The 19,607-nt window shown below is 42.8% G+C and carries 18 protein-coding genes; 9 read left to right on the top strand and 9 right to left on the bottom strand.

Features of this window, described 5'->3' with window-relative positions:
* Nucleotides 1–11: 11 nt before the first annotated feature.
* The 4 genes from ACMXYR_RS09450 to ACMXYR_RS09465 all read left to right on the top strand — a co-directional run bounded on the left by ACMXYR_RS09450 (nt 12) and on the right by ACMXYR_RS09465 (nt 4,340).
* On the top strand, nt 12–1,814 hold the full coding sequence (locus tag ACMXYR_RS09450; protein ID WP_415901365.1) for a Na/Pi cotransporter family protein: 1,803 nt from the start codon (nt 12–14) through the stop codon (nt 1,812–1,814).
* Between the two features lie 32 nt (nt 1,815–1,846).
* Nucleotides 1,847–2,089 carry a hypothetical protein gene (locus ACMXYR_RS09455; protein ID WP_415901366.1) on the top strand — a complete coding sequence of 81 codons (243 nt, stop codon included), beginning with the start codon at nt 1,847–1,849 and terminating at the stop codon, nt 2,087–2,089.
* Nucleotides 2,090–2,221: 132 nt separating this feature from the next.
* Nucleotides 2,222–3,181, top strand: a complete 960-nt coding sequence (locus ACMXYR_RS09460) for an MYG1 family protein (protein WP_415901367.1) — start codon at nt 2,222–2,224, stop codon at nt 3,179–3,181.
* A gap of 343 nt (nt 3,182–3,524) precedes the next feature.
* Complete coding sequence (locus ACMXYR_RS09465) at nt 3,525–4,340, top strand: substrate-binding periplasmic protein (protein WP_415901368.1); 816 nt, start codon at nt 3,525–3,527, stop codon at nt 4,338–4,340.
* Between the two features lie 5 nt (nt 4,341–4,345).
* Here the strand turns inward: ACMXYR_RS09465 and ACMXYR_RS09470 are convergent, their stop codons facing one another.
* Nucleotides 4,346–5,221 carry a LysR family transcriptional regulator gene (locus ACMXYR_RS09470; RefSeq protein WP_415901369.1) on the bottom strand — a complete coding sequence of 292 codons (876 nt, stop codon included), beginning with the start codon at nt 5,219–5,221 and terminating at the stop codon, nt 4,346–4,348.
* A gap of 94 nt (nt 5,222–5,315) precedes the next feature.
* Here ACMXYR_RS09470 and ACMXYR_RS09475 point away from each other — a divergent pair, with 94 nt between their 5' ends.
* Together ACMXYR_RS09475 and ACMXYR_RS09480 are read left to right on the top strand one after the other, a co-directional pair.
* Entirely contained in the window at nt 5,316–5,816 is a 501-nt protein-coding gene (locus tag ACMXYR_RS09475) for a lactoylglutathione lyase family protein (RefSeq protein WP_415903639.1), read from the top strand.
* 273 nt (nt 5,817–6,089) lie between these two features.
* Nucleotides 6,090–6,959, top strand: coding sequence for an MYG1 family protein (locus ACMXYR_RS09480; RefSeq protein ID WP_415901370.1), 870 nt, complete (start codon nt 6,090–6,092; stop codon nt 6,957–6,959).
* Nucleotides 6,960–7,153: 194 nt separating this feature from the next.
* On the opposite strand, the gene ACMXYR_RS09485 is transcribed toward ACMXYR_RS09480, so the two are convergent.
* Nucleotides 7,154–7,420, bottom strand: a complete 267-nt coding sequence (locus ACMXYR_RS09485) for a hypothetical protein (RefSeq protein ID WP_415901371.1) — start codon at nt 7,418–7,420, stop codon at nt 7,154–7,156.
* A 210-nt stretch (nt 7,421–7,630) separates the two neighbouring features.
* Nucleotides 7,631–8,563 carry an exopolyphosphatase gene (locus tag ACMXYR_RS09490; protein ID WP_415901372.1) on the bottom strand — a complete coding sequence of 311 codons (933 nt, stop codon included), beginning with the start codon at nt 8,561–8,563 and terminating at the stop codon, nt 7,631–7,633.
* Nucleotides 8,564–8,943: 380 nt separating this feature from the next.
* Between ACMXYR_RS09490 and ACMXYR_RS09495 the strand changes: the two genes are divergently transcribed.
* Nucleotides 8,944–10,146 (top strand): hypothetical protein, encoded by a 1,203-nt coding sequence (locus ACMXYR_RS09495; protein ID WP_415901373.1) that lies wholly within the window; start codon nt 8,944–8,946, stop codon nt 10,144–10,146.
* 49 nt (nt 10,147–10,195) lie between these two features.
* Here the strand turns inward: ACMXYR_RS09495 and ACMXYR_RS09500 are convergent, their stop codons facing one another.
* The gene (locus tag ACMXYR_RS09500; RefSeq protein ID WP_415901374.1) at nt 10,196–10,567 is read right to left on the bottom strand and encodes a hypothetical protein; all 372 of its coding nucleotides are present in this window, start codon (nt 10,565–10,567) and stop codon (nt 10,196–10,198) included.
* Nucleotides 10,568–10,996: 429 nt separating this feature from the next.
* Here ACMXYR_RS09500 and ACMXYR_RS09505 point away from each other — a divergent pair, with 429 nt between their 5' ends.
* The gene (locus tag ACMXYR_RS09505; RefSeq protein WP_415901375.1) at nt 10,997–11,614 is read left to right on the top strand and encodes a LysE family translocator; all 618 of its coding nucleotides are present in this window, start codon (nt 10,997–10,999) and stop codon (nt 11,612–11,614) included.
* Between the two features lie 3 nt (nt 11,615–11,617).
* Here the strand turns inward: ACMXYR_RS09505 and ACMXYR_RS09510 are convergent, their stop codons facing one another.
* The 3 genes from ACMXYR_RS09510 to ACMXYR_RS09520 form a co-directional block, all read right to left on the bottom strand.
* Nucleotides 11,618–13,231 (bottom strand): hypothetical protein, encoded by a 1,614-nt coding sequence (locus ACMXYR_RS09510; RefSeq protein ID WP_415901376.1) that lies wholly within the window; start codon nt 13,229–13,231, stop codon nt 11,618–11,620.
* 149 nt (nt 13,232–13,380) lie between these two features.
* Nucleotides 13,381–14,076 carry an aspartate/glutamate racemase family protein gene (locus ACMXYR_RS09515; RefSeq protein ID WP_415901377.1) on the bottom strand — a complete coding sequence of 232 codons (696 nt, stop codon included), beginning with the start codon at nt 14,074–14,076 and terminating at the stop codon, nt 13,381–13,383.
* Nucleotides 14,077–14,098: 22 nt separating this feature from the next.
* Nucleotides 14,099–15,769: a diguanylate cyclase gene (locus ACMXYR_RS09520; RefSeq protein ID WP_415901378.1), complete on the bottom strand. Its 1,671-nt coding sequence runs from the start codon at nt 15,767–15,769 to the stop codon at nt 14,099–14,101.
* 301 nt (nt 15,770–16,070) lie between these two features.
* On the opposite strand from ACMXYR_RS09520, the gene ACMXYR_RS09525 reads away from it, so the two are divergent.
* A complete protein-coding gene (locus ACMXYR_RS09525; protein WP_415901379.1) occupies nt 16,071–16,841 on the top strand; it encodes a DUF4197 domain-containing protein in 771 nt (256 codons plus the stop codon).
* 77 nt (nt 16,842–16,918) lie between these two features.
* Here ACMXYR_RS09525 and ACMXYR_RS09530 read toward each other — a convergent pair whose 3' ends face one another.
* Together ACMXYR_RS09530 and aspS are read right to left on the bottom strand one after the other, a co-directional pair.
* Nucleotides 16,919–17,662 carry a YebC/PmpR family DNA-binding transcriptional regulator gene (locus ACMXYR_RS09530; RefSeq protein ID WP_415901380.1) on the bottom strand — a complete coding sequence of 248 codons (744 nt, stop codon included), beginning with the start codon at nt 17,660–17,662 and terminating at the stop codon, nt 16,919–16,921.
* A 116-nt stretch (nt 17,663–17,778) separates the two neighbouring features.
* On the bottom strand, nt 17,779–19,539 hold the full coding sequence (gene aspS / locus ACMXYR_RS09535; protein ID WP_415884257.1) for an aspartate--tRNA ligase: 1,761 nt from the start codon (nt 19,537–19,539) through the stop codon (nt 17,779–17,781).
* Nucleotides 19,540–19,607 lie beyond the last annotated feature (68 nt).

Consider the following 19,607-nt stretch of genomic DNA (forward strand, 5'->3'; position numbering starts at 1 on the left):
AACTCTGGTAAATGTTCAGGAAGATAATTTTATTCACCATGCTTGCGATTTTGGCTTGGGGTTTCTGGATCAGTCCGAACTTCAAGGAAATTGCTGCCGGCGTTGCTATTTTCCTTTTCGGGATGCTTGCCCTTGAAGAAGGCTTCAAATCCTTCACTGGCGGAGTGTTGGAGCGAATACTCCGTAAAACAACCGATGGTCCATGGAAATCACTGACATTTGGTGTGGTCAGCACCTCTGTTATGCAATCCAGTTCATTGGTTTCGGTTATTACTATCTCTTTCTTAAGTGCCGGTCTTATTGGCTTAGCCGCCGGAATCGGGATAATTTTTGGTGCCAATCTAGGCACCACCACCGGTGCTTGGTTAATTGCTGGCTTGGGGATGAAGGTAAAGATTTCTGCCTACGCTATGCCAATGCTGGTATTCGGAATTATTCTGATTTTCCAGAAATCGAGAACGATGAACGGCATCGGCTATATTCTTGCGGGGCTCGGTTTCCTATTCCTCGGCATTCACCATATGAAGGAAGGTTTTGAGGCCTTTCGCGACACTATTGACCTGACAGCTTTTGCAGTTTCAGGCTATGCCGGGATTATGCTTTTCACCCTCATCGGGGTCGCCGCAACTGTGATTATGCAGTCCAGTCATGCAACCTTGGTAATCATAATTACCGCGCTGGCGGCACAGCAGATCACCTATGAAAACGCTTTAGCTCTGGCGATAGGTGCCAATATAGGTACCACTATCACGGCCATTATTGGCTCGTTAAGTGCCAATGTGCAGGGTAAACGTCTTGCTGTAGCCCACTTGATATTTAACATGGTCACTGCGCTCATCGCCATTGTGTTTATCTACCAGATTGCCAATCTTGTAGATGGGTTCAGTGCTTGGGTTGGTATTGACGCAGATGATTACACCTTGAAGCTGGCCGTATTTCACACCATTTTCAACGCAATCGGTGTTGTTGCGATGATGCCTTTCATCGACAAACTGGCCAACTCTTTGACTACAGCTATGCCTGAAACAGTGCAGCCCAGAGAAAAACCTATCTATCTCAATGAGGCAGTTGAAGAGCTACCAGACACAGCGATAGAGGCAGTGCGCAAAGAGACGTTGAGATTGTATGACAATGCATTCGCCATCCTCGCCCACGGCTTGAGTTTACATCGAGAGGATATTTTGTCGGGTAAAGATCTAGAAGATGTCGTCAGACAAGACAATAACGTGATTCCAATCGATTTTGACGACGAGTATGAAAAAAGTATCAAAGGCCTCTACAGTGACATCGTAAAGTTCATCAGTAGCGCGCAATCGAATATGACCCCAGAACAAAGTGATGAGCTGTTCAGGCTGCGCGCCGCAGGACGCGACATTGTGGAAGCAATTAAAGATACCAAGCACATGAACAAGAACCTTTCACAGTACATTCTCTCTCCAAACTGCCACATCCGAGCAGAATACAACAAGTTCCGTATTCAACTGGGTAAACTGATGCGTGAGCTGGATAATATTCGCAATGATGATGAAGACTCTTCGAACATTCTTTCTCTGGATAGTCTAAAGCTTGATATGAAAGCAAATGACGTGACTGTAAACGGTGAGATGGAGAGGCTGATTCGCGACAAAAAAATCACTGCAGTCATGGCAACATCGATGATGAATGACGCCAACTATGCTTATGGTGTTGCCAAAAACCTCATCCAGATGGGTGAGTCCCTATTCGCTAGCGGAAATTTGGATATGAATGAGGCAGTGCGTAGTGTGGCACTTAACGATGATGAAGTTGCCGAAATTCTCGAAGAAAACAAATAATATCTCAGCACGGATTAATTGGAGTTAAGATTGTGAAACTGCTTAAGCTGTTAGAAATCACCCAAGAATATCTCAACGATGAGAAGCTGAAAAAGGGTGAACGAAAGAGATGCCTTAAAGACATCCAGCAAAAGTTAAAAAAGAAAAAGAAACAACTAAAAGAAAAAATTGCTGATGAACAAGATGAAACAGAAAGAAGCCTCCTGAGTAAGAAACTCGATATAGTCACGGCTCAACGTAAGAAAGTCATTGCAGCGCTTAAGGAGCTCGATTAAGACATTAAAGGAGTATGCCTGTCTCAAAAATCCAGCTAAACACTAACCACTATCAATAGTTATAGCTACTGTCACTATATACAGAAGCCCCTATTCTTCTTAGTAACCTTCGTATAGTATCCGCCGCATAAATTGGACGATGAAAATCACGTCACAATTGCGAGCCTAACCACTAAGGTTTGGTTAGCTGCCTTCTTTCCACACTTAAATGACGCCATAGAAATGCCTGATATCACGATAGTAACGCACAGCGGTAATTTTCATGCAGATGATGTTTTTAGTATCGCTGCACTCAGAGCTGTTTTTCCTTCTTTTAAGCTGATCCGTACGCGCGATGAAGAGCTTATCCGTCAGGCTGATATTGTGGTTGATGTCGGTGGTGAATATGATCCTGACACAGGTCGGTTTGATCATCACCAGCGTGGTGGTGCAGGTGAGCGTGAAAACGGTATTCCCTACTCCTCATTTGGATTGATTTGGCAGAAATATGGCGTTGATATTTGCCAAGGCAATGCTGAAGTCGCTCAAGCGGTGGATGCTGATTTGGTTTCTGCCATTGATGCGATCGATTGCGGATATGGGGATGGCGTTGCTAAAGGGGTGAGCCTGAGCCAAACAATCTCTATGTTTAATCCGACTTGGCAGGAAGAGACTCATTTCGATGAGGGCTTTGATGAAGCGGTCGATTTTGCTTCTCGTGTGTTAAACCGCTTTATTGCATCGGCTGACGGTGGCATTAGCGCCAAAGATATCGTAGCTAAAGCCATAGAGAATGCCGAAGACCCTCGAGTAATTGTGTTAGAGCAATATACCCCTTGGAAAAGAACTGTACATGCCCTTTCGAAAGAGGCTTTGTATATCGTCTATCCATCGGATACAGGTCAGTGGCGTATTCAGGCAATACCGGTAAAACCCGGTTCTTTTGAGGATAAAAAATCTTTGCCTAAATCATGGGCAGGGTTATCCGGTAAAGCACTGCAAGATGAGACGGGCATCAGCGATGCGATGTTCTGCCATAACGGCTTATTTATCGCAGGCTGCGACTCCTTCGAGAGCACCATGAAAATGGCTGCATTAGCGCTTTCTGAATAGGTAATTAAACGGATCACAGCCCTATTAGTTCTATGTACTAGACCCAATGTTCCAGTACCTAGAAACTAAACACCGAACTAAAATTACTAAACAGCAACAAAAGGGGCTGAAAGCTTTTCACTAGCTGGCACCTAACTTGGGTTATGAGCCTGAGGAAGATTAACGCCAGAGGCGTTTAGAGCGCCACTTATCAGTTGCTAGTTGTTAGCGAAGAAAAAACCGAACCCTTTTAGGTTCGGTCTTTTTTAGATGAATACTACGGCACAACTCAAAAACGAAGAACTTCGACCTATACTATTGTTTAAACTCCGAATTCCAATATTTTATAGTAGAGAGAATTATCATGAGATCATTGATTTACATGTTATTTTGCTTACTCTCTATTTCTCCTCTCATGGCAGAAGAGAGGCCCCTATTAATTCTGTCTCATGATAGACCACCATTTCACTTTAAGAACAATACCGGAGCCGTAGTAGGAATATGCGTTGATATTGCGGATACTATTTTTCGCGAAATGGGTATCAAATATAAAATTATTGATATGAACTGGGCTCGAGTTTGGAAGAAAATAGAAACAGGAAAGGGGGAGGCTGCATTTAGCGCGTCAAGGAAAAAGCCTCGTGAACCTTATCTATTTTACCCGAGCACAGATATGTGGCGGTCTGAGTTTGTATTTTTTGTACATGAAGCTAATAAACATGTTGCGCCTAACGGGACTTACAAGGAGGTGTCTGACTCTGGCGGAAAAATTGGTTTATGGAAAGGAGCCTCATATAACCAAACGCTCTGGAAGCATTTTCCTTTCAAAGATGGCAGCACTAGCTATAGCCCCAATAAAATTAATAAAGAGATTTATAACGAGCAATTTTTCATTGTATCTTCTCCTCTTCAGGCCTTTAGAATGGTAGAGAAACAAAGAATAACTTTTACCCTTGAAGACAAATCAGTGGGCTTATACCTGATAAAGCAGAACGATATCACTGAAAAAGTTATACCTTATAACCAGCCAGTCTTTAGTAAAGGCTACCCAATGCCATTTATAAAGAATTCAAATTATCCGAATTTGGAAGAACTAGCTATTGAATTCGAAACAAGATTAATAGCAATGAAAAAGGATGGCCGCTATCAAGCCATCTTTGAACGCTGGCTAAAACCTTAATTCTTTTACATAGAAAAGTGCTTTTGAAGAATACCTTCAAGTAGGTTGTAACGCTTAGGTAGTGGACGGTATTTTTTCTGGACCCTGTAAACAGGCTCTTTCACAACCTGCGCTAAGTTTGCGATTTTAATTGCATCATAATATACAGATCCCACAATCGAGGACTCAGGTAGAACGGTAAACCCCATGCCTTCCGCTACCGGCAGAAAAATTTGGCTTAGCTGGTTAATGTAACCCGAGTGTTTTATTTCCCCCATGCCTCTAAAATGATCGGCGAAATTACTCTCTAACACCTGTACAGCGTAATGATGACCATCAGGATGATTGATAAAGCCTAGTTCCATTAATTCTCTCCAATCGGCCTCAAATCCTTTTGGTATTAGGAGGCATAATGGATCGTATCCAAGTAAGTGCTGTTCTAACTCAGCATCATTTATCAGCTGGGTAACTAAACCCAAATCGACTCTGTTGCCTTTTATCTGATTAATTATTTCATGATTTGGAGCTGCTTCCATACAAACGCTAAGATCTGGATAACGCTTTTGTAGTTGTAGTAGATCCGAGTAAAGCTTTGTCACTATTGAGCCGGAACAAGCCAGTTTGATTTCACCTTTTTCTGCTTGAACGTCACTTAATATATCTAAAAAAGCACCCTCTGCTTGAAACTGTTTTTGCGCGAATTCGTATAGCTGCACCCCCGCTTCCGTCAGCTCGAATTTTTTACCAAAGCGACTGATGATCTGGCAGTTCAGATGAGCCTCTAGTTTCTTAATATGCTGGCTAACCCCCGGTTGGGTCATATGTAATGACTCAGCCGTTTTCGTGAAATGTTGTGTTTCAACAAGGGTAATAAAAGTTCGGAGATGGTGCGGATTAATCATAACAATAAATTATTATTTTAATTTCAAATGATAATTTTTAATAAGCATAGCCTCTTTATAAACTGCTTCCAATAAAACATTTTGGAGCATAATGATGAATCAAGCTTACCCACGAACTTTCTCTCATATTGGTATCTCAGTACCTGACCTTGAAGCCGCAGTAAAATTCTACACAGAGGTCCTTGGTTGGTATCTGATTATGGAACCGACTGAGATAACTGAAGATGACAGCACCATAGGCGAGATGTGTACCGATGTATTCGGCCCTGATTGGGGCTCTTTTAGAATCGCGCACCTATCAACAGGCGATCGGATTGGTGTTGAACTATTCCAATTTAAGAATCAGAAGAACCCTAAAAATAACTTTGAATACTGGAAAACTGGCATCTTCCACTTCTGCGTGCAGGATCCGGATGTCGAAGGCCTTGCAGAAAAGATTGTTGCAGCTGGCGGAAAAAAGCGTATGGCTAAACCACGCTATTACTACCCAGGTGAAAAGCCTTATCGCATGATTTATATGGAAGATCCGTTTGGCAATATTCTCGAGATCTACAGCCACAGTTATGAACTGCATTATTCAGCTGGGGCTTATTAAGCCCTAATTGCTTGTAAACATCAGCAAAAGGCCGCTAGAAAGCACAAACTCGAACATCTTAGTTCGGGCTTGTGCGATTCAATTACTCTGTGTCCCTTAACATTTTTTACACCTATCAATGTTAATAAAATACGAAGAAAACGCCCTATTCTTCTTAATAGCCTTCGTATCGTACCCGCCCCATAAATTAAACAATGAGCCCTCCCAAGACGCGCATCCAATTAATACGATTGGGCTGTCGCCTTTTCCCACTTTTTACATGACGCAATAGAAATGCCTGATATTACGATAGTAACTCACAGCGGTAATTTTCATGCAGATGATGTGTTTAGTATCGCTGTACTCAGAGCTGTTTTTCCTTCTTTTAAGCTGATCCGTACGCGTGATGAAGAGCTTATCAATCAGGCTGACATTGTGGTTGATGTCGGTGGTGAGCATGCCCCTGATACAGGTCGGTTTGATCATCATCAACGTGGTGGTGTAGGCGAGCGTGAAAACGGAACTCCCTACTCTTCGCTTGGTTTAATCTGGCAGAAATATGGCTTAGAGATCTGCCAAGACAATGCTGAAGTCGCTCATGCGGTTGATGCTGATCTGGTTTCAGCCATTGATGCGATCGATTGCGGCTATGGTGATGGCGTTGCTAAAGGGGTTAGCCTGAGCCAAACAATCTCGATGTTTAACCCAACTTGGCAGGAAGAGACTCATTTCGATGAGGGCTTTGATGAGGCGGTTAATTTTGCATCGCGTGTTTTAAACCGCTTTATTGCATCGGCTGACGGCGGTATTAGCGCCAAGGATATCGTCGCCAAAGCCATAGAGGATGCTGAAGACCCTCGCGTAATTGTATTAGCGCAATACACCCCTTGGAAAAGAACCGTACACGCTCTATCGAAAGAGGCTTTATACATCGTTTATCCATCTGATACAGGTCAGTGGCGTATTCAGGCAATACCGGTGAAACCCGGCTCATTTGAGGATAGAAAATCATTGCCAAAAACATGGGCTGGATTATCTGGTAAAGCATTGCAAGATGAGACGGGTATCAGCGATGCGATGTTCTGCCATAAGGGCTTATTTATCGCAGGCTGTGATTCCTTTGACAGCACAATGAAAATGGCAGAAATAGCTCTTTCTGAATAGCAATTAAGTAGATCACAGCCCTTTTTGCTTTAACCACCAGGCCTAATGCCCTAATGTCTCCAATAAAAAAGCCGAACTAAAGTAGTCCGGCTCTTTTATCACAATCTTTTGGTTACTAACCTGCTGACATCAAAGGATAAGAACAAAATACTGAAAACCTTACGTGCAGCAAAGCTATTTAATTAGTGCTTTACTTACAAATCACCTACATTTTCTAGCCAATCAAAATCACTTTTATCACTTTGCATACTTCCACCAGCAGCAGTTGGGTTTTCTTCCATCTCTTGGTTAATGCTTTCCATACTTGTTTCTTCCGTTTTGGATTCCATAACTTTGCTACTAGTCATGCTCTCCGAGGTATTCACACCGTAAAGCAAATCATAAGCATCAAAATCAGCGGCCAACAACGCACCAGGCGTAAACATCAATGAAAAAACAACCGCATTCAATTTAATATTCATAATAATGCACCTTTATTAATATTATTCTTCGGCTTGCTATGAATATGACCCAATTATAAAAAAGGCGTTCACTATTAAATGGATCTGTTTAGATCCAATGCTGCTGACGATCCTAGCTGTAGTTATAAGAAAGCTGATAGGTCCTCCAGCTCCACATAAAAAAACCGAGCTAACAATTAGCTCGGCTTTAAAATGAAACGATTTAATTTACTAACCATCTTGAGTAATCTGGCCGATCAACTCATTTAGGGTTGATTCTGCAGCATCATTTTCAACCTGACAGGTGCCCGCTGCATGGTGACCACCGCCACCGTATTTCAACATCAGCTCACCAACATTAGTTTTAGAGCCACGATCGAAGATCGACTTACCAGTAGCAAATACGGTGTTTTGCTGTTTTAAGCCCCATAAAACATGAATGGAGATATTACATTCGGGGAATAAAGCGTAAATAACAAAACGGTTACCGGCGTAAATGGTTTCTTCGTTGCGCAGATCTAGAATAACGAGGTTACCATGCACAGTAGCACAACGTTTGATCTGCTCTTTGAATTTCGCTTCCTGCTCAAAATAGAGCTCAACCCTTTCTTTTACATCTGGCAACGCTAATATCTCTTCGATATTGTGATCTTTACAATAATCGATCAGATCCATCATCAAGTTGTAGTTGGAGATTCTAAACTCGCGGAAACGTCCAAGACCGGTACGCGCATCCATCAAAAAATTGAGCAGCTCCCACCCCTTAGGGTTAAGAACTTCCTCTTGGTTATATTGCGCTGAGTCGCCTTTATCGACCGCTTCCATCATATCGGTCCACTCATCAGGAAAACCATCAATACCGCCATAATGTAGCCACACTACTCTGGCTGCTGATGGTGCTTCAGGATCAATAATATGATTTTCTCTTTCACCTTTATTTCGAATGGTCTCAGATAGATGGTGATCAAATACCAGATGAGCAGCTTCGACATACGGAAGGTTTGTTGTGATATCGTTAGACGTTATTTCGACTGTGCCATCCTGCATATCCTTGGGATGCACAAATTTAATATCATCAATCAGATCTAAATGTTTAAGCAAAACCGCACATACTAAACCATCAAAGTCACTACGGGTTACCAATCGAAATTTTTCTCGTGACATACTTCGTTTCCTTATTCTTATCGTTGCCTGAGAGCGTTATGCACTGAAATTTATAAGATTTTTACCAAAGCTGCTAGAGCAGTATAGACAAAAAAGATTGAAGGAGAAGCAAAATAAAGCTGGTGATTCTCACCTACTCTGTAAAGAACAATCGATTTTCATATGCCAAAGATATTCACCGACAAGCTTGCTCCAGCAACAATATAGACCTCCATTCAGTAACATAGCGGTAAAAAATTTCCGCATACTAGCGGAAGACCATTTCCTCTCCAATCAAAAAATCCTGCTTAACCCCTATAATTACGGCCTATCAATTTCTGGTACGATTCATGCTTAACATGTAAAGGAGATACATTTAGATAATGGCTAAGGAACCTTAGATGTCTAGTATTAATTCATATTCCGCTTCCTATGGATCATCTTTTTTAAACACTAACAATCAAATTAAAACAGCTGCTACAGATTTCGCAGCAGAAGCTAACGATTTGGTAAAAGAAGGCCTTATTGGTGAAGACAGTTTGATTGGCTTTGGCGCTCAATCAGGCTCTATTAGCTTCTGGAGCAAGAGAAGCCATGCTCAATGGCAAGCTTATCAGCAGGAAGGCAGCTCTGCTGCAACACAAGCTGCTCAGTACCACAAACAGATGATTTCTGAAAGACAGGATATTGCTAGCCAATACCTCACCCAAGTTACATCCATGGCTACAGAATTCAATGAATTAAACATAGATAAGATTAGTTTTCATCAGGTCTTAGATAACGCTCAGGCAGGAAAATCTTTATCTGAAGGCTTGAATCACTTGAGCGAATCGGACCTTGATACAATCGAACAATTTTGGCGGGATCAGGCGGTAAATTTGAACCAACTAGATAATAGCCTGACTGACTTAAAAAACTTCCCTAAGGATCTCGACAACTGGCTTCAACAACAAGATGAGCCAATCAGCGATGAAGTGTTTCAAATTGTAGATCGGCTGAAAAATGGCTGGGTAAATATGGACTCTACAGGTCCAGAAAAAGACTACCAAGCTCGAAGCCTTAACATTCAGATAGAAGAAAGTACCTCCGCACCAAACACTGTATCTCTTTCTGAATCAGACAAAGGTTCCTCATTACTAAAAAGCCTTGAAAATGTGGCTTTAAATAACGCACAGATTGATTACACATCTTTTGGGTTCAAAGATAATTTACTCGAATATGCTGGAAAAGAGTTTTTACAGAATGATCTTAGGCAGACGTATACTGAAATGAAAATTTTGACTACAGATCTGTACGCTCAGTTTTCAAATCTTTTTAGTAAGAGCGCGGGATTAAGTGCATACAGCTTGCAAGATATGGTAGACAATCACCTTGAACGTAAACCTCTAGCACAGCTAGAAGATGGTTCAATACACCCTCAAGAACAAGCAATTCAAAAATTCTGGAAAGATAATCAGTTGGCATTAGAGCAATACAGCGTTAAACAACAAAAACTAAATGAACAACCAGAACAGTTTGATGATTATCTTGCCCAAAACAAATCCAAAATTAATCAATACCTTATGGATAATTTGGACCGCTTCCTGAATATGCAATTGAGTTAACAATTCAGCAAATAAAGCAAGCAGAACATAGCGTATCTGTATTTAAGAATTATGCCTTTACCCTCTCGACCTCGATGTACCACTTCGGCTGCATCTGGTCGAAATCGGTTCTTAGGTTAGCATCCAAATAACTGGCTGAATCTAATACATAAGGTTTGCCATCCATGTGCTTGAATACAACCCAATGCCAAAAGTCTTTACCCTCTTCCTGATAATGTTTAATCGCAAGTAGAGCTAGATCTGGTAGTGCTTTCCAAGATTGAAACGGGGTCTCCTTGCTAGATACAGAGATATTCTGACTAGCCAGTAGTTGACGAACATAATCAGTTTGAGACCAGAGTGATTTATCATCTGCAAAGATCCCCATCGCATTCGCGATCTGCTTCATCTCTGAATAACTTTTTCCGACGATATTAGCCACCGAGGCAATACCACAGCCCGTTACTTCCTCTTGCACTACAGGTCTGAAATTAGGTGATTTTAACACGGCCTTTACACAGCTGACTGATCGATTAATACAGATCTTAAATTATATGCCTGCATTGTCATATTGCAGAAACCTTTTCCCCTACAATAGCCACACCCATTTAACATCACCACATTACTAAACGAGAGAATTGCTGTGAAGACAACTAGTTTTGACTTTATCTAGAAGTTTTAGAAGGTACTCGAAAAACAGAGCCACAAAAAAACAGTTCTAAATCTCTATACTCCCGCAGACATCCAGACATCTACAGCCTATAGGAACTAACGGCTTCCCAAATCTTTCACTTGCCTTTTAAACTGATCAATTACATATTGAACGGCTAATACGAAAACATCATTCTAACTGTGGTCTTGGAAGCGATCGATGACTTGGGAAAGCGCGCTTTCTTTTTTCTTTGCTGTACTGGTGTTCGGCGTAACACCCGGCCCAGGCGTGTTTGCGATTCTGGCCCGCGCTTTAACCAGTAGCGCAAGCTCATGTATCCCTTTAGCACTTGGAATGACCATCAGCGATATTCTGTATCTGATTGCGGCATGTTTTGGCCTTGCAGCCATCGCTACCCAATGGAGCGAACTGTTCACCATCATCCGCATTATCGGTGCGGTTTATCTGGTCTATCTCGGTTGGAAGATGTGGACTGCACCGTTGAATCTAGATGAGCCATCCGAACAACTCTCGCGAAAAGGGACAGCTGTCAGTTTCCTACAGGGCTTTTTAATCTCGGCATCAAACCCAAAAGTGATCTTGTTTTATATCGCATTTCTACCCGCGTTTATGGACCTTAGCGCATTAACCAGTGCTGATATTGTCTTGGCTTCCGTACTAACGCTGATCGCCCTGATGTTTGGCTTGATGATGATTGCCATTTTTGCAGCCAAATCACGGCGTTTTTTCCAATCAGAGGCAGGTGTTAAACGGCTTAACAGGAGCGCGGGATCCGTTATGGTTGCAGCGGGTGCTTATCTAGCGTCCCGCCACTAAGCATTAAACCTCATTAGCTTGTTTCGCATGCACTTGTTTTAGCGTTTCTATAATGGACTTAAGGTAATCGTACTTATCCTGTTCATCCGCGATTTGAATCTCTGCTCTTTCTCGAAGATCTTGCAAAACAGAAAGCCGTTCATGTTCCACATAGATTCTGGCTTCCTCTTGCTCTGTTTCACCGTCGGTTTGTGTTACTTCTCGGCTCTGGCTCGTTTCTCGCTGCTCTATTGTGCTTTCAGCACGAACACTCTGGCGTGTTTCACTTTCACCTCTTCGCTCAGCTAACTCGGCTTCCGCTTGGTCTTGGGCAAACAGCAGATCTAAAAATGTAGGACGCTCTTCAAACACCTCCTGATCCCTAATTACGGTCTGCTCCTGCCCAAAACGATCAATGGCATTTTGGTACTGCTCAGCCAATCCACCAGCTGTGGCGACATTCTCCTCATGTACTGCGATATCCAACTCTTGAATACTGGAGACTGTACCATCTTCAAATAAGAATACGCCGCTGCGTTTTACTTGGCCTAACAGGTTGTTCTGATCATCGGTCAGATCAAACGAAGATGATGTTGAGCCCAGATAGATCGCACCAACACCAGCATCTTTCAGACTGGTTAGCTGATCATTACCCTCTTCATCACGGGTCCAAACTTTTAGCTTGCTGAAAATTTCATCGTTTTCATCAATCCAATGATTATTATCCGAGTCATACTTAGCCAGATCAGAGAAACCATCTTGCCCCTGTGTACCAAACAACTCGGAACCATCATTAATTTGGCCATCATTGTTGATATCTAAGGCCAAGAACCCACTACCCTGAGCAACAAAAGAGATCTCTTCTTCAGTGCCATCAGCATTAAGGTCAAAACTGAAACTGCTATTGGTTAAACCAGCGGCACCACCATGGAGATTGATTACCAACGGATCGATCAGACTCCGGTCGACTCGCTCTTCACTAAAGCGCTCTTCCAAAACAAAGCTACGTTCCATTTCTAGTTCTAACAGGAAGTTGATCTCTCGACCATCTTCAGTGGTAATGACACCTTGAGTGCCTACCGAGAGTTTTTCCTCTTCGGTATACACTCGCTGGTTTGCTATCTGGACACGGACCTCATCAGCGACCTGTCTACCTACATTCAAGGTGATATCAGATATATTGATATCCAGCTGTTCAAAGCTCGCTCGCGCTTGTAACTCTTCGGCACTAATAGCTTGTATATCTTGAGCGCTAAGGGCTTCTATCTCCTGAAACGTCTCTAAAGAAGCAAGCTGGATATTCTGCACAGGAATTGGTGGATTAATCGCTAAACGCTCCAGTTGCACCCCCTCATGCAGAACAGTTTCAACGAGAGAGCTTACATTGTGTGTTTGTTGAATTTGCTTGGTACCTTGCGCTGATTGCACACTGCTGACGCTATTAACACTGGCAGCTTTTTCGGAATGCATACGTGCATCATAGGATAGATCAACGCTCGTCCCCGCTCGCCAGTTAGAAGCCGCTTCTGGTGACAGCGTCACTTGCTGACTGACCGCAGCGCTTTGTTGTTGAGCTGAATCGATAATCTGTTTTTCGTGCTGGCTATTAAAACCAATCATCGAGCTGGAGATTTTCATAAGGCCTCCCTGCCGCGGCACCCAGAGGTAAAAAAATAGTGTAAGAAACCCTATCGGCCTTAAAGAGAGGACAATGAGAAGAAATGAGATAGGTACAGAGGGTACAGTTAAGTAGTTTTCTTAATTAGCTAAACCTTAATTTCTAGCAACTATAAAGTCAGCGCAAAATCCACTGCCGCTTGCGCATGGATCTCCGTAGTATCAATCAACAGAACATCTGTATCACTCTGTTTCACCAGCATACCAATTTCGGTACAGCCTAAGATCACAGCTTTTGCACCCTGATCTGCCAGTGTTCTGATGATCCTCAAGTACTCGGATTTTGAATTTGGATTGATCTTACCTAAGCACAGTTCTTGATAGATAACCTCGTGAACAACCGCTCGATCAGCTTCATTCGGGACTACAACCGATAGACCAAACTTATCTGTTAATCGGTCCTTATAGAAACCCTGTTCCATAGTAAACGCAGTGCCTAATAAGCCCACCTTTTTGATATTTTGTTTAATCAACTCCTTAGCCGTAGCATCAGCAATATGTAGCAGAGGAATATCGATCGCCGCTTCAATCTGAGGGGCTACCTTGTGCATAGTGTTAGTACAAATAAGGAGAAAGTCCGCACCTGCCGCCTGAATGTTTTTAGCTGCTTGCGACAAGATCGCTGCAGTTCCTGCCCAATCACCTTGATGCTGTAGTTTTTCAATAGGATCGAAATCAACGCTATACATCGATATCTGAGCAGAATGCAGACCACCTAAACGCGACTTAATACCCTCGTTAATCGAGCGATAATATCCCTGCGTGCTCTCCCAGCTCATTCCACCCAGTAAGCCAATTGTTTTCATACCATTCTCTTAGGGGTATTAATTAACTATCCAATTCACAATTTTGATCCACTTGATAAGCAACACGATTTCGACCAGCAGCTTTTGCTTTATAGAGGTAATGGTCAGCGTTATCTATCAGCGTCGAAATACTATCTATTGGGTCTTTCATTTCGCTGATCCCAATACTCACTGTATATTGAACTTCTGTCTGTTGCTGCTGAACCACCTGATTAGAGACAACACCAATCAAACGTTCAGCCAACGTGATCGCTTCATCATGCTGGGTTTCAGGAAGCACCAAAATAAACTCTTCCCCACCCCAGCGTGCGATAATATCGCCCGCTCGAAGCTCTCGCATTAATAAACCTGATAGATCCAATAAAACCAGATCCCCAAAACTATGACCGAAGTTGTCATTTATATCTTTAAAGCGATCAATATCCATCAACATCACACAGATATTGCGGTTATTACGCGTAGCATTACTGTAAATAGGCTCAATGACTTTCTGAAATCCACGACGGTTATATAAGCCTGTTAGCTGGTCCCGATCTGCTAAACGTTGGGCCTCTATTTTTTCCGCTTGGCTAATACGGAATTGGTAAGCAAGTGCTAAAGCAAACAACACTGCCTCAATCAAAATGCCGTACTCAACAGCATGAAAACCAAATGGCTGGTACTCGACTATCCCAGACACAGTAAACGCTGTAACAATTGCGCTGATCATTGCGAAAATCGCAGCTCCTAAAAAGTATTTTGCCTCCTTCACTCCTTCATAACAGGCAACTACACCAGCACTAATCATCAATAGAGCAAATGGAATAACACTTATAAAAGCAGTCACAAGCATAGCTAGGTAATTTCCTGACAACACATACCAAATCACCGAGCAAAGCATGAAAGCGCTTAGGAGATTGAAACTGGTATTTATCCGTGGAAACCGTTCGGGTAACGAGAGAAACTCCCGACAAAATAATATCCCCAAATAAGCAAACAGCATCATCATCGGTGGGATTATCTGATTCTGGAATTCCGGCCAATTTGGCCATATCCATTTCAAAGCATGACCTGTATAGGCCATATTTAAGATGATAAAAGAGGCTAAGTAGAGAGAATAGAATAGGTATCTTCGGCTTCGTAGGCTGAAATACAGTAATACATTATAAATTAGCAATGCGGTTAAAAAGCCGTAAATGATCCCATACTCATAGCCTGATTTGATCTTTCGATCCAGCATATCTTGTTCTGTTAGCACGAACAAAGGCAACAGTTGCGGCTCTGGTGTTTCGATCCTAATCAAAACAGAGGTATCGCCTGGCTGGAAATTATATGGGAAGGAAAAAAATCGGCTGGTTCGGTTCTTTTCAAACAGGATTGCGTCTCCCGCAATCTCTTTTTGCAACATTTGACCATCTTTAAAAATGTATAGATGGACATGGTCTAACCATGTGTTCTCTAGCTGAATATACCGAAGCTGCTTAGTTTCACTGTAATTACTTACCTCGAAATGAACCCAAACGGGAGGCGCACCTAAACCGAAATTTAAGATATCAGATTGAGAGCGCGCTCCTTTGGAGCGAACATCCTTTAATGCTTGATTTGGATGGAGTACGGTCCGTTCAGTTTCTTGCAGATATCGGGTATTAAACGGCTCTACAGCAAATGAGTTTTCAATACTTTGGCTGGCTTGGACGGGGAGTAAAAAAATCAAAAGAAGATTACACAGGAGGAAATCGAATAACCTCCTGCTGGCGGATAAAAAACCATATAAGTCCTGATAAGACCGAGACACCTATATCCTTTCCTCAAACAGTAAATCCTTAACTCAAATACCCACCTCTAAATTACGGGCACTCACCCTACCGATACTAGCTTAGTAGTTCATCACAAAAAACACTTTTTTGTAGCCCAATAGTTTACGGTTTGTACAGACTAGATAACTGAGCATATTAAGGCTCTGTTCGTAGTTCTTTGCTATGCTAGTGCCAATAGCACAAAGGGAACTTTTACTCATGAAAAAATCATATCTGATCGCCTCTATTCTAACGGCATCAATGGCTTCCATTTCTGCCCATGCTGGTTGGGCAGATGCTCTGAAAGAAGCAGTTCAAGATGAAGAGTTGCAAAAGAAAGTGCTAGACACCGCAACAGGCAACACAAGCAGTAGCGAAGTGACTAATCTAGACACGGAAACACTAATCAAAGGCCTTAAAGAGGCACTCGAAGTAGGCAGCAAGCGTGCAATCGAAGAGATCAGTCAACAAGGCGGCTATTTGAATAACCAAAACATCCGTATACCACTGCCAGATGGTATCAATAAAATCGCATCCCTTCTTCGCAAATATGGCCTAGAAAAACAAGTTGATCAGTTTGAAGAAAGCATGAACCGCGCTGCGGAGAAAGCAGCTCCTCAAGCAACCGATCTGATTGTCGGTGCTGTAAAAGATATGAGTTTTGAAGATGCTAAAAAGATCTACCAAGGCTCTGACGACGCAGCGACTCAATACTTCAAAGAGAAGACCAGCGACAAGTTGCGCCAGTTGTTCCAGCCAAGCGTAAAAGAGTCTCTAAGTCAGGTTGGTGCGACTCGTTACTACAATGACCTTGCAGGTGAAGCGAAAGATATTCCGTTTATTGGCGATAAAGTTAACGTAGATTTAGATAACTATGTAACTGAAGAAGCGCTAAACGGCTTGTTCACAATGCTTGCTGCCGAAGAGAAGAAGATTCGTGAAAACCCTGCAGCACGTACAACTGACCTGCTAAAAGAAGTTTTCAAATAATCACCTTCAAGAAAAGCGACTAACAAAAAAGCCGAGACTCATTTCTGATAGATCTCGGCTTAATTTAATAAAACACCCTAACTACTCAATTCCATCGCCTCTTCAGGAATAATCGCATTGTGGTAAACATTCTGCGAGTCATCCAGATCATCTAGAACATCAATTAGCTTCATCACTTTTCGAGCCGTATCGACATCAAGCTCAACAGTTGTAGACGGAATCATTGCCACTTCAGCATGCACCGGCTCCAAGCCCGCATTTAGTAGCCCCTGCTTTACATCTAAGAAATCATGACAGTCAGTGAAAACATCTATAGAACCGTCTTCATTTGCCACGACATCATCTGCACCAACTTCTAAAGCTGCATCCATAATGGTTTCTTCATCTATTTCTGCAAATGTGATCTGGCCTTTTTTATCGAACAGATAGGCAACGGAACCACTCGTGCCAAGATTGCCGTTGTACTTATTAAATGCTGCCCGCACAGCCGCTACGGTTCGATTGACGTTATCGGTCATACACTCAACAAGAATAGCCACTCCATTAGAGCCGTAACCTTCATAAGTTAACTCGTCATAGTGCTCACCTTCTCCACCACCTGCGCCACGCAGGATGGCTTTATCGATGGTGTCGCGTTTCATATTAGCGCCGAGCGCTTTATCAACCGCTGCACGAAGTCGTGGATTGTCCTCGGGGTTACAACCGCCCTCTTTTGCTGCAACCACTAGTTCTCGAATTAGCTTAGTAAAGATTTTACCGCGTTTCGCATCCTGCGCAGCTTTACGGTGTTTGATATTCGCCCATTTGGAATGACCTGCCATAGCGCCTACTCCCTATTCAATATTATTTTTATCCAATATATACAAAAAAAGCCGCCCGAAGGCAGCTTTTTTGTTTTTAAACAGTTCCTAGCCTGAGCTAGGACAACGTGATGTTATTAAGGCGTTTTACGCAGCTTAATGTTCAATTCACGTAGCTGTGCAGCACTTACTTCACCCGGCGCTTCAGTCATCATACAAGATGCACTTTGCGTTTTAGGGAAAGCAATTACTTCACGGATAGAGTCAGTGCCTGTCATCAGCATGATCAAACGATCTAAACCGAATGCCAAACCGCCGTGTGGAGGCGCACCGTACTGTAGTGCGTTTAGAAGGAAGCCAAACTTATCATCAGCTTCTTCATCAGAGATACCCAAAATCTCTAGTACTGTTGCTTGCATTGCCTGATCGTGGATACGAACAGAACCACCACCAAGCTCACAACCGTTAAGAACCATGTCGTATGCACGAGATAGCGCTTCTAGCGGGTTAGCCTTTAGCTCTTCTGGTGAACAGCTTGGTGCAGTGAATGGGTGGTGAAGTGCTGTTAGCCCACCATCTGTTTCTTCAAACATTGGGAAATCAACAACCCATAGAGGCGCCCATTCACACTGAGCCATCTCAAGATCTTCACCCACTTTGATACGTAGAGCACCAAGCGCTTCAGAAACAACCTTAGCTTTGTCAGCACCGAAGAATACGATATCACCGTTTTCAACACCTAGACGATCCATGATCGACATAGTCACCTCATCACCTAGGAACTTGATGATTGGAGACTGTAGGCCGTTAACACCGTTTTCGATTTCGTTGACTTTAATCCAAGCAAGACCTTTAGCACCATAGATGCTTACGTACTTCGTGTAATCATCGATATTCTTACGAGTCAGCTTAGCGCCACCAGGTACTTTAAGTGCAGTCACGCGGCACTTAGGATCGTTTGCTGGGCCTGCGAATACTTTAAATTCGATATCCGCCATTAGGTCAGCAACATCAACCAATTCCATTGGGTAACGAAGATCAGGCTTATCAGAACCGTAACGCTGCATTGCTTCTGAGTAAGGCATGCGTGGGAAATCACCCAGATCTACACCTTTAAGCTCTAGGAACAACTTACGGATCATAGTTTCAGTCAAACCCATGATACCTTCTTCGTCCATGAACGAAGTTTCGATATCGATCTGAGTAAATTCAGGCTGACGGTCAGCACGCAAATCTTCATCACGGAAACATTTAGCAATCTGGTAGTAACGATCGAAACCAGAGACCATTAATAGCTGCTTAAATAGCTGTGGAGACTGCGGCAGTGCGAAGAACTGACCATCGTGAACACGGCTTGGAACTAGATAGTCACGCGCACCTTCAGGTGTAGCACGGTTTAGAATCGGTGTTTCGATGTCGAGGAAACCGTTGTCATCTAGGTAGTTACGAATCGCATTGGATACTTTAGAACGGAAACGTAGTTTTTCCTGCATCTCTGGACGACGTAGATCGATGTAACGATTACGTAGACGAACATCTTCACCAACATTCTGGTGTTCATCCAACTGGAATGGAGGCGTTTCAGATTTGTTTAGGATAACAAGCTCTTTACCTAAAACTTCGATCTCTCCTGTTGGCATTTCAGGATTAATCGTACCTTCTGGGCGACCACGAACAGTACCTTTGATCTCAACTACGAATTCATTACGGCAGCTATCTGCTAGCGCGAAGCTCTCTTCACGATCTGGATCAAATACAACCTGTGCTAGACCTTCACGGTCACGCACGTCTAGGAAGATAACACCACCGTGGTCACGACGACGATGAACCCAACCACAAAGGGTGATGTCTTCGCCGATATGCTCTTTTCTGAGATCGCCGCAATAATGACTGCGCATAATTTACTGTTCCTGTTAACTGTCTCGGTTTAGCTTTCGCCAAACGGTCAATGAATTAATACTTTTTC

It is taken from the genome of Neptuniibacter sp. QD29_5, assembly GCF_047778125.1.
GTDB lineage: Bacteria > Pseudomonadota > Gammaproteobacteria > Pseudomonadales > Balneatricaceae > Neptuniibacter.

What these genes read in the sequence shown, in the direction of transcription:
- ACMXYR_RS09450 (WP_415901365.1), top strand. Translation starts at nt 12, where the DNA reads ATGTTCAGGAAGATAATTTTATTCACCATGCTTGCGATTTTGGCTTGG.
- ACMXYR_RS09465 (WP_415901368.1), top strand. Translation starts at nt 3,525, where the DNA reads ATGAGATCATTGATTTACATGTTATTTTGCTTACTCTCTATTTCTCCT.
- ACMXYR_RS09470 (WP_415901369.1), bottom strand. Translation starts at nt 5,221, where the DNA reads ATGATTAATCCGCACCATCTCCGAACTTTTATTACCCTTGTTGAAACA.
- ACMXYR_RS09475 (WP_415903639.1), top strand. Translation starts at nt 5,316, where the DNA reads ATGAATCAAGCTTACCCACGAACTTTCTCTCATATTGGTATCTCAGTA.
- ACMXYR_RS09480 (WP_415901370.1), top strand. Translation starts at nt 6,090, where the DNA reads ATGCCTGATATTACGATAGTAACTCACAGCGGTAATTTTCATGCAGAT.
- ACMXYR_RS09485 (WP_415901371.1), bottom strand. Translation starts at nt 7,420, where the DNA reads ATGAATATTAAATTGAATGCGGTTGTTTTTTCATTGATGTTTACGCCT.
- ACMXYR_RS09490 (WP_415901372.1), bottom strand. Translation starts at nt 8,563, where the DNA reads ATGTCACGAGAAAAATTTCGATTGGTAACCCGTAGTGACTTTGATGGT.
- ACMXYR_RS09495 (WP_415901373.1), top strand. Translation starts at nt 8,944, where the DNA reads ATGTCTAGTATTAATTCATATTCCGCTTCCTATGGATCATCTTTTTTA.
- ACMXYR_RS09505 (WP_415901375.1), top strand. Translation starts at nt 10,997, where the DNA reads ATGACTTGGGAAAGCGCGCTTTCTTTTTTCTTTGCTGTACTGGTGTTC.
- ACMXYR_RS09510 (WP_415901376.1), bottom strand. Translation starts at nt 13,231, where the DNA reads ATGAAAATCTCCAGCTCGATGATTGGTTTTAATAGCCAGCACGAAAAA.
- ACMXYR_RS09515 (WP_415901377.1), bottom strand. Translation starts at nt 14,076, where the DNA reads ATGAAAACAATTGGCTTACTGGGTGGAATGAGCTGGGAGAGCACGCAG.
- ACMXYR_RS09525 (WP_415901379.1), top strand. Translation starts at nt 16,071, where the DNA reads ATGAAAAAATCATATCTGATCGCCTCTATTCTAACGGCATCAATGGCT.
- ACMXYR_RS09530 (WP_415901380.1), bottom strand. Translation starts at nt 17,662, where the DNA reads ATGGCAGGTCATTCCAAATGGGCGAATATCAAACACCGTAAAGCTGCG.
- aspS (WP_415884257.1), bottom strand. Translation starts at nt 19,539, where the DNA reads ATGCGCAGTCATTATTGCGGCGATCTCAGAAAAGAGCATATCGGCGAA.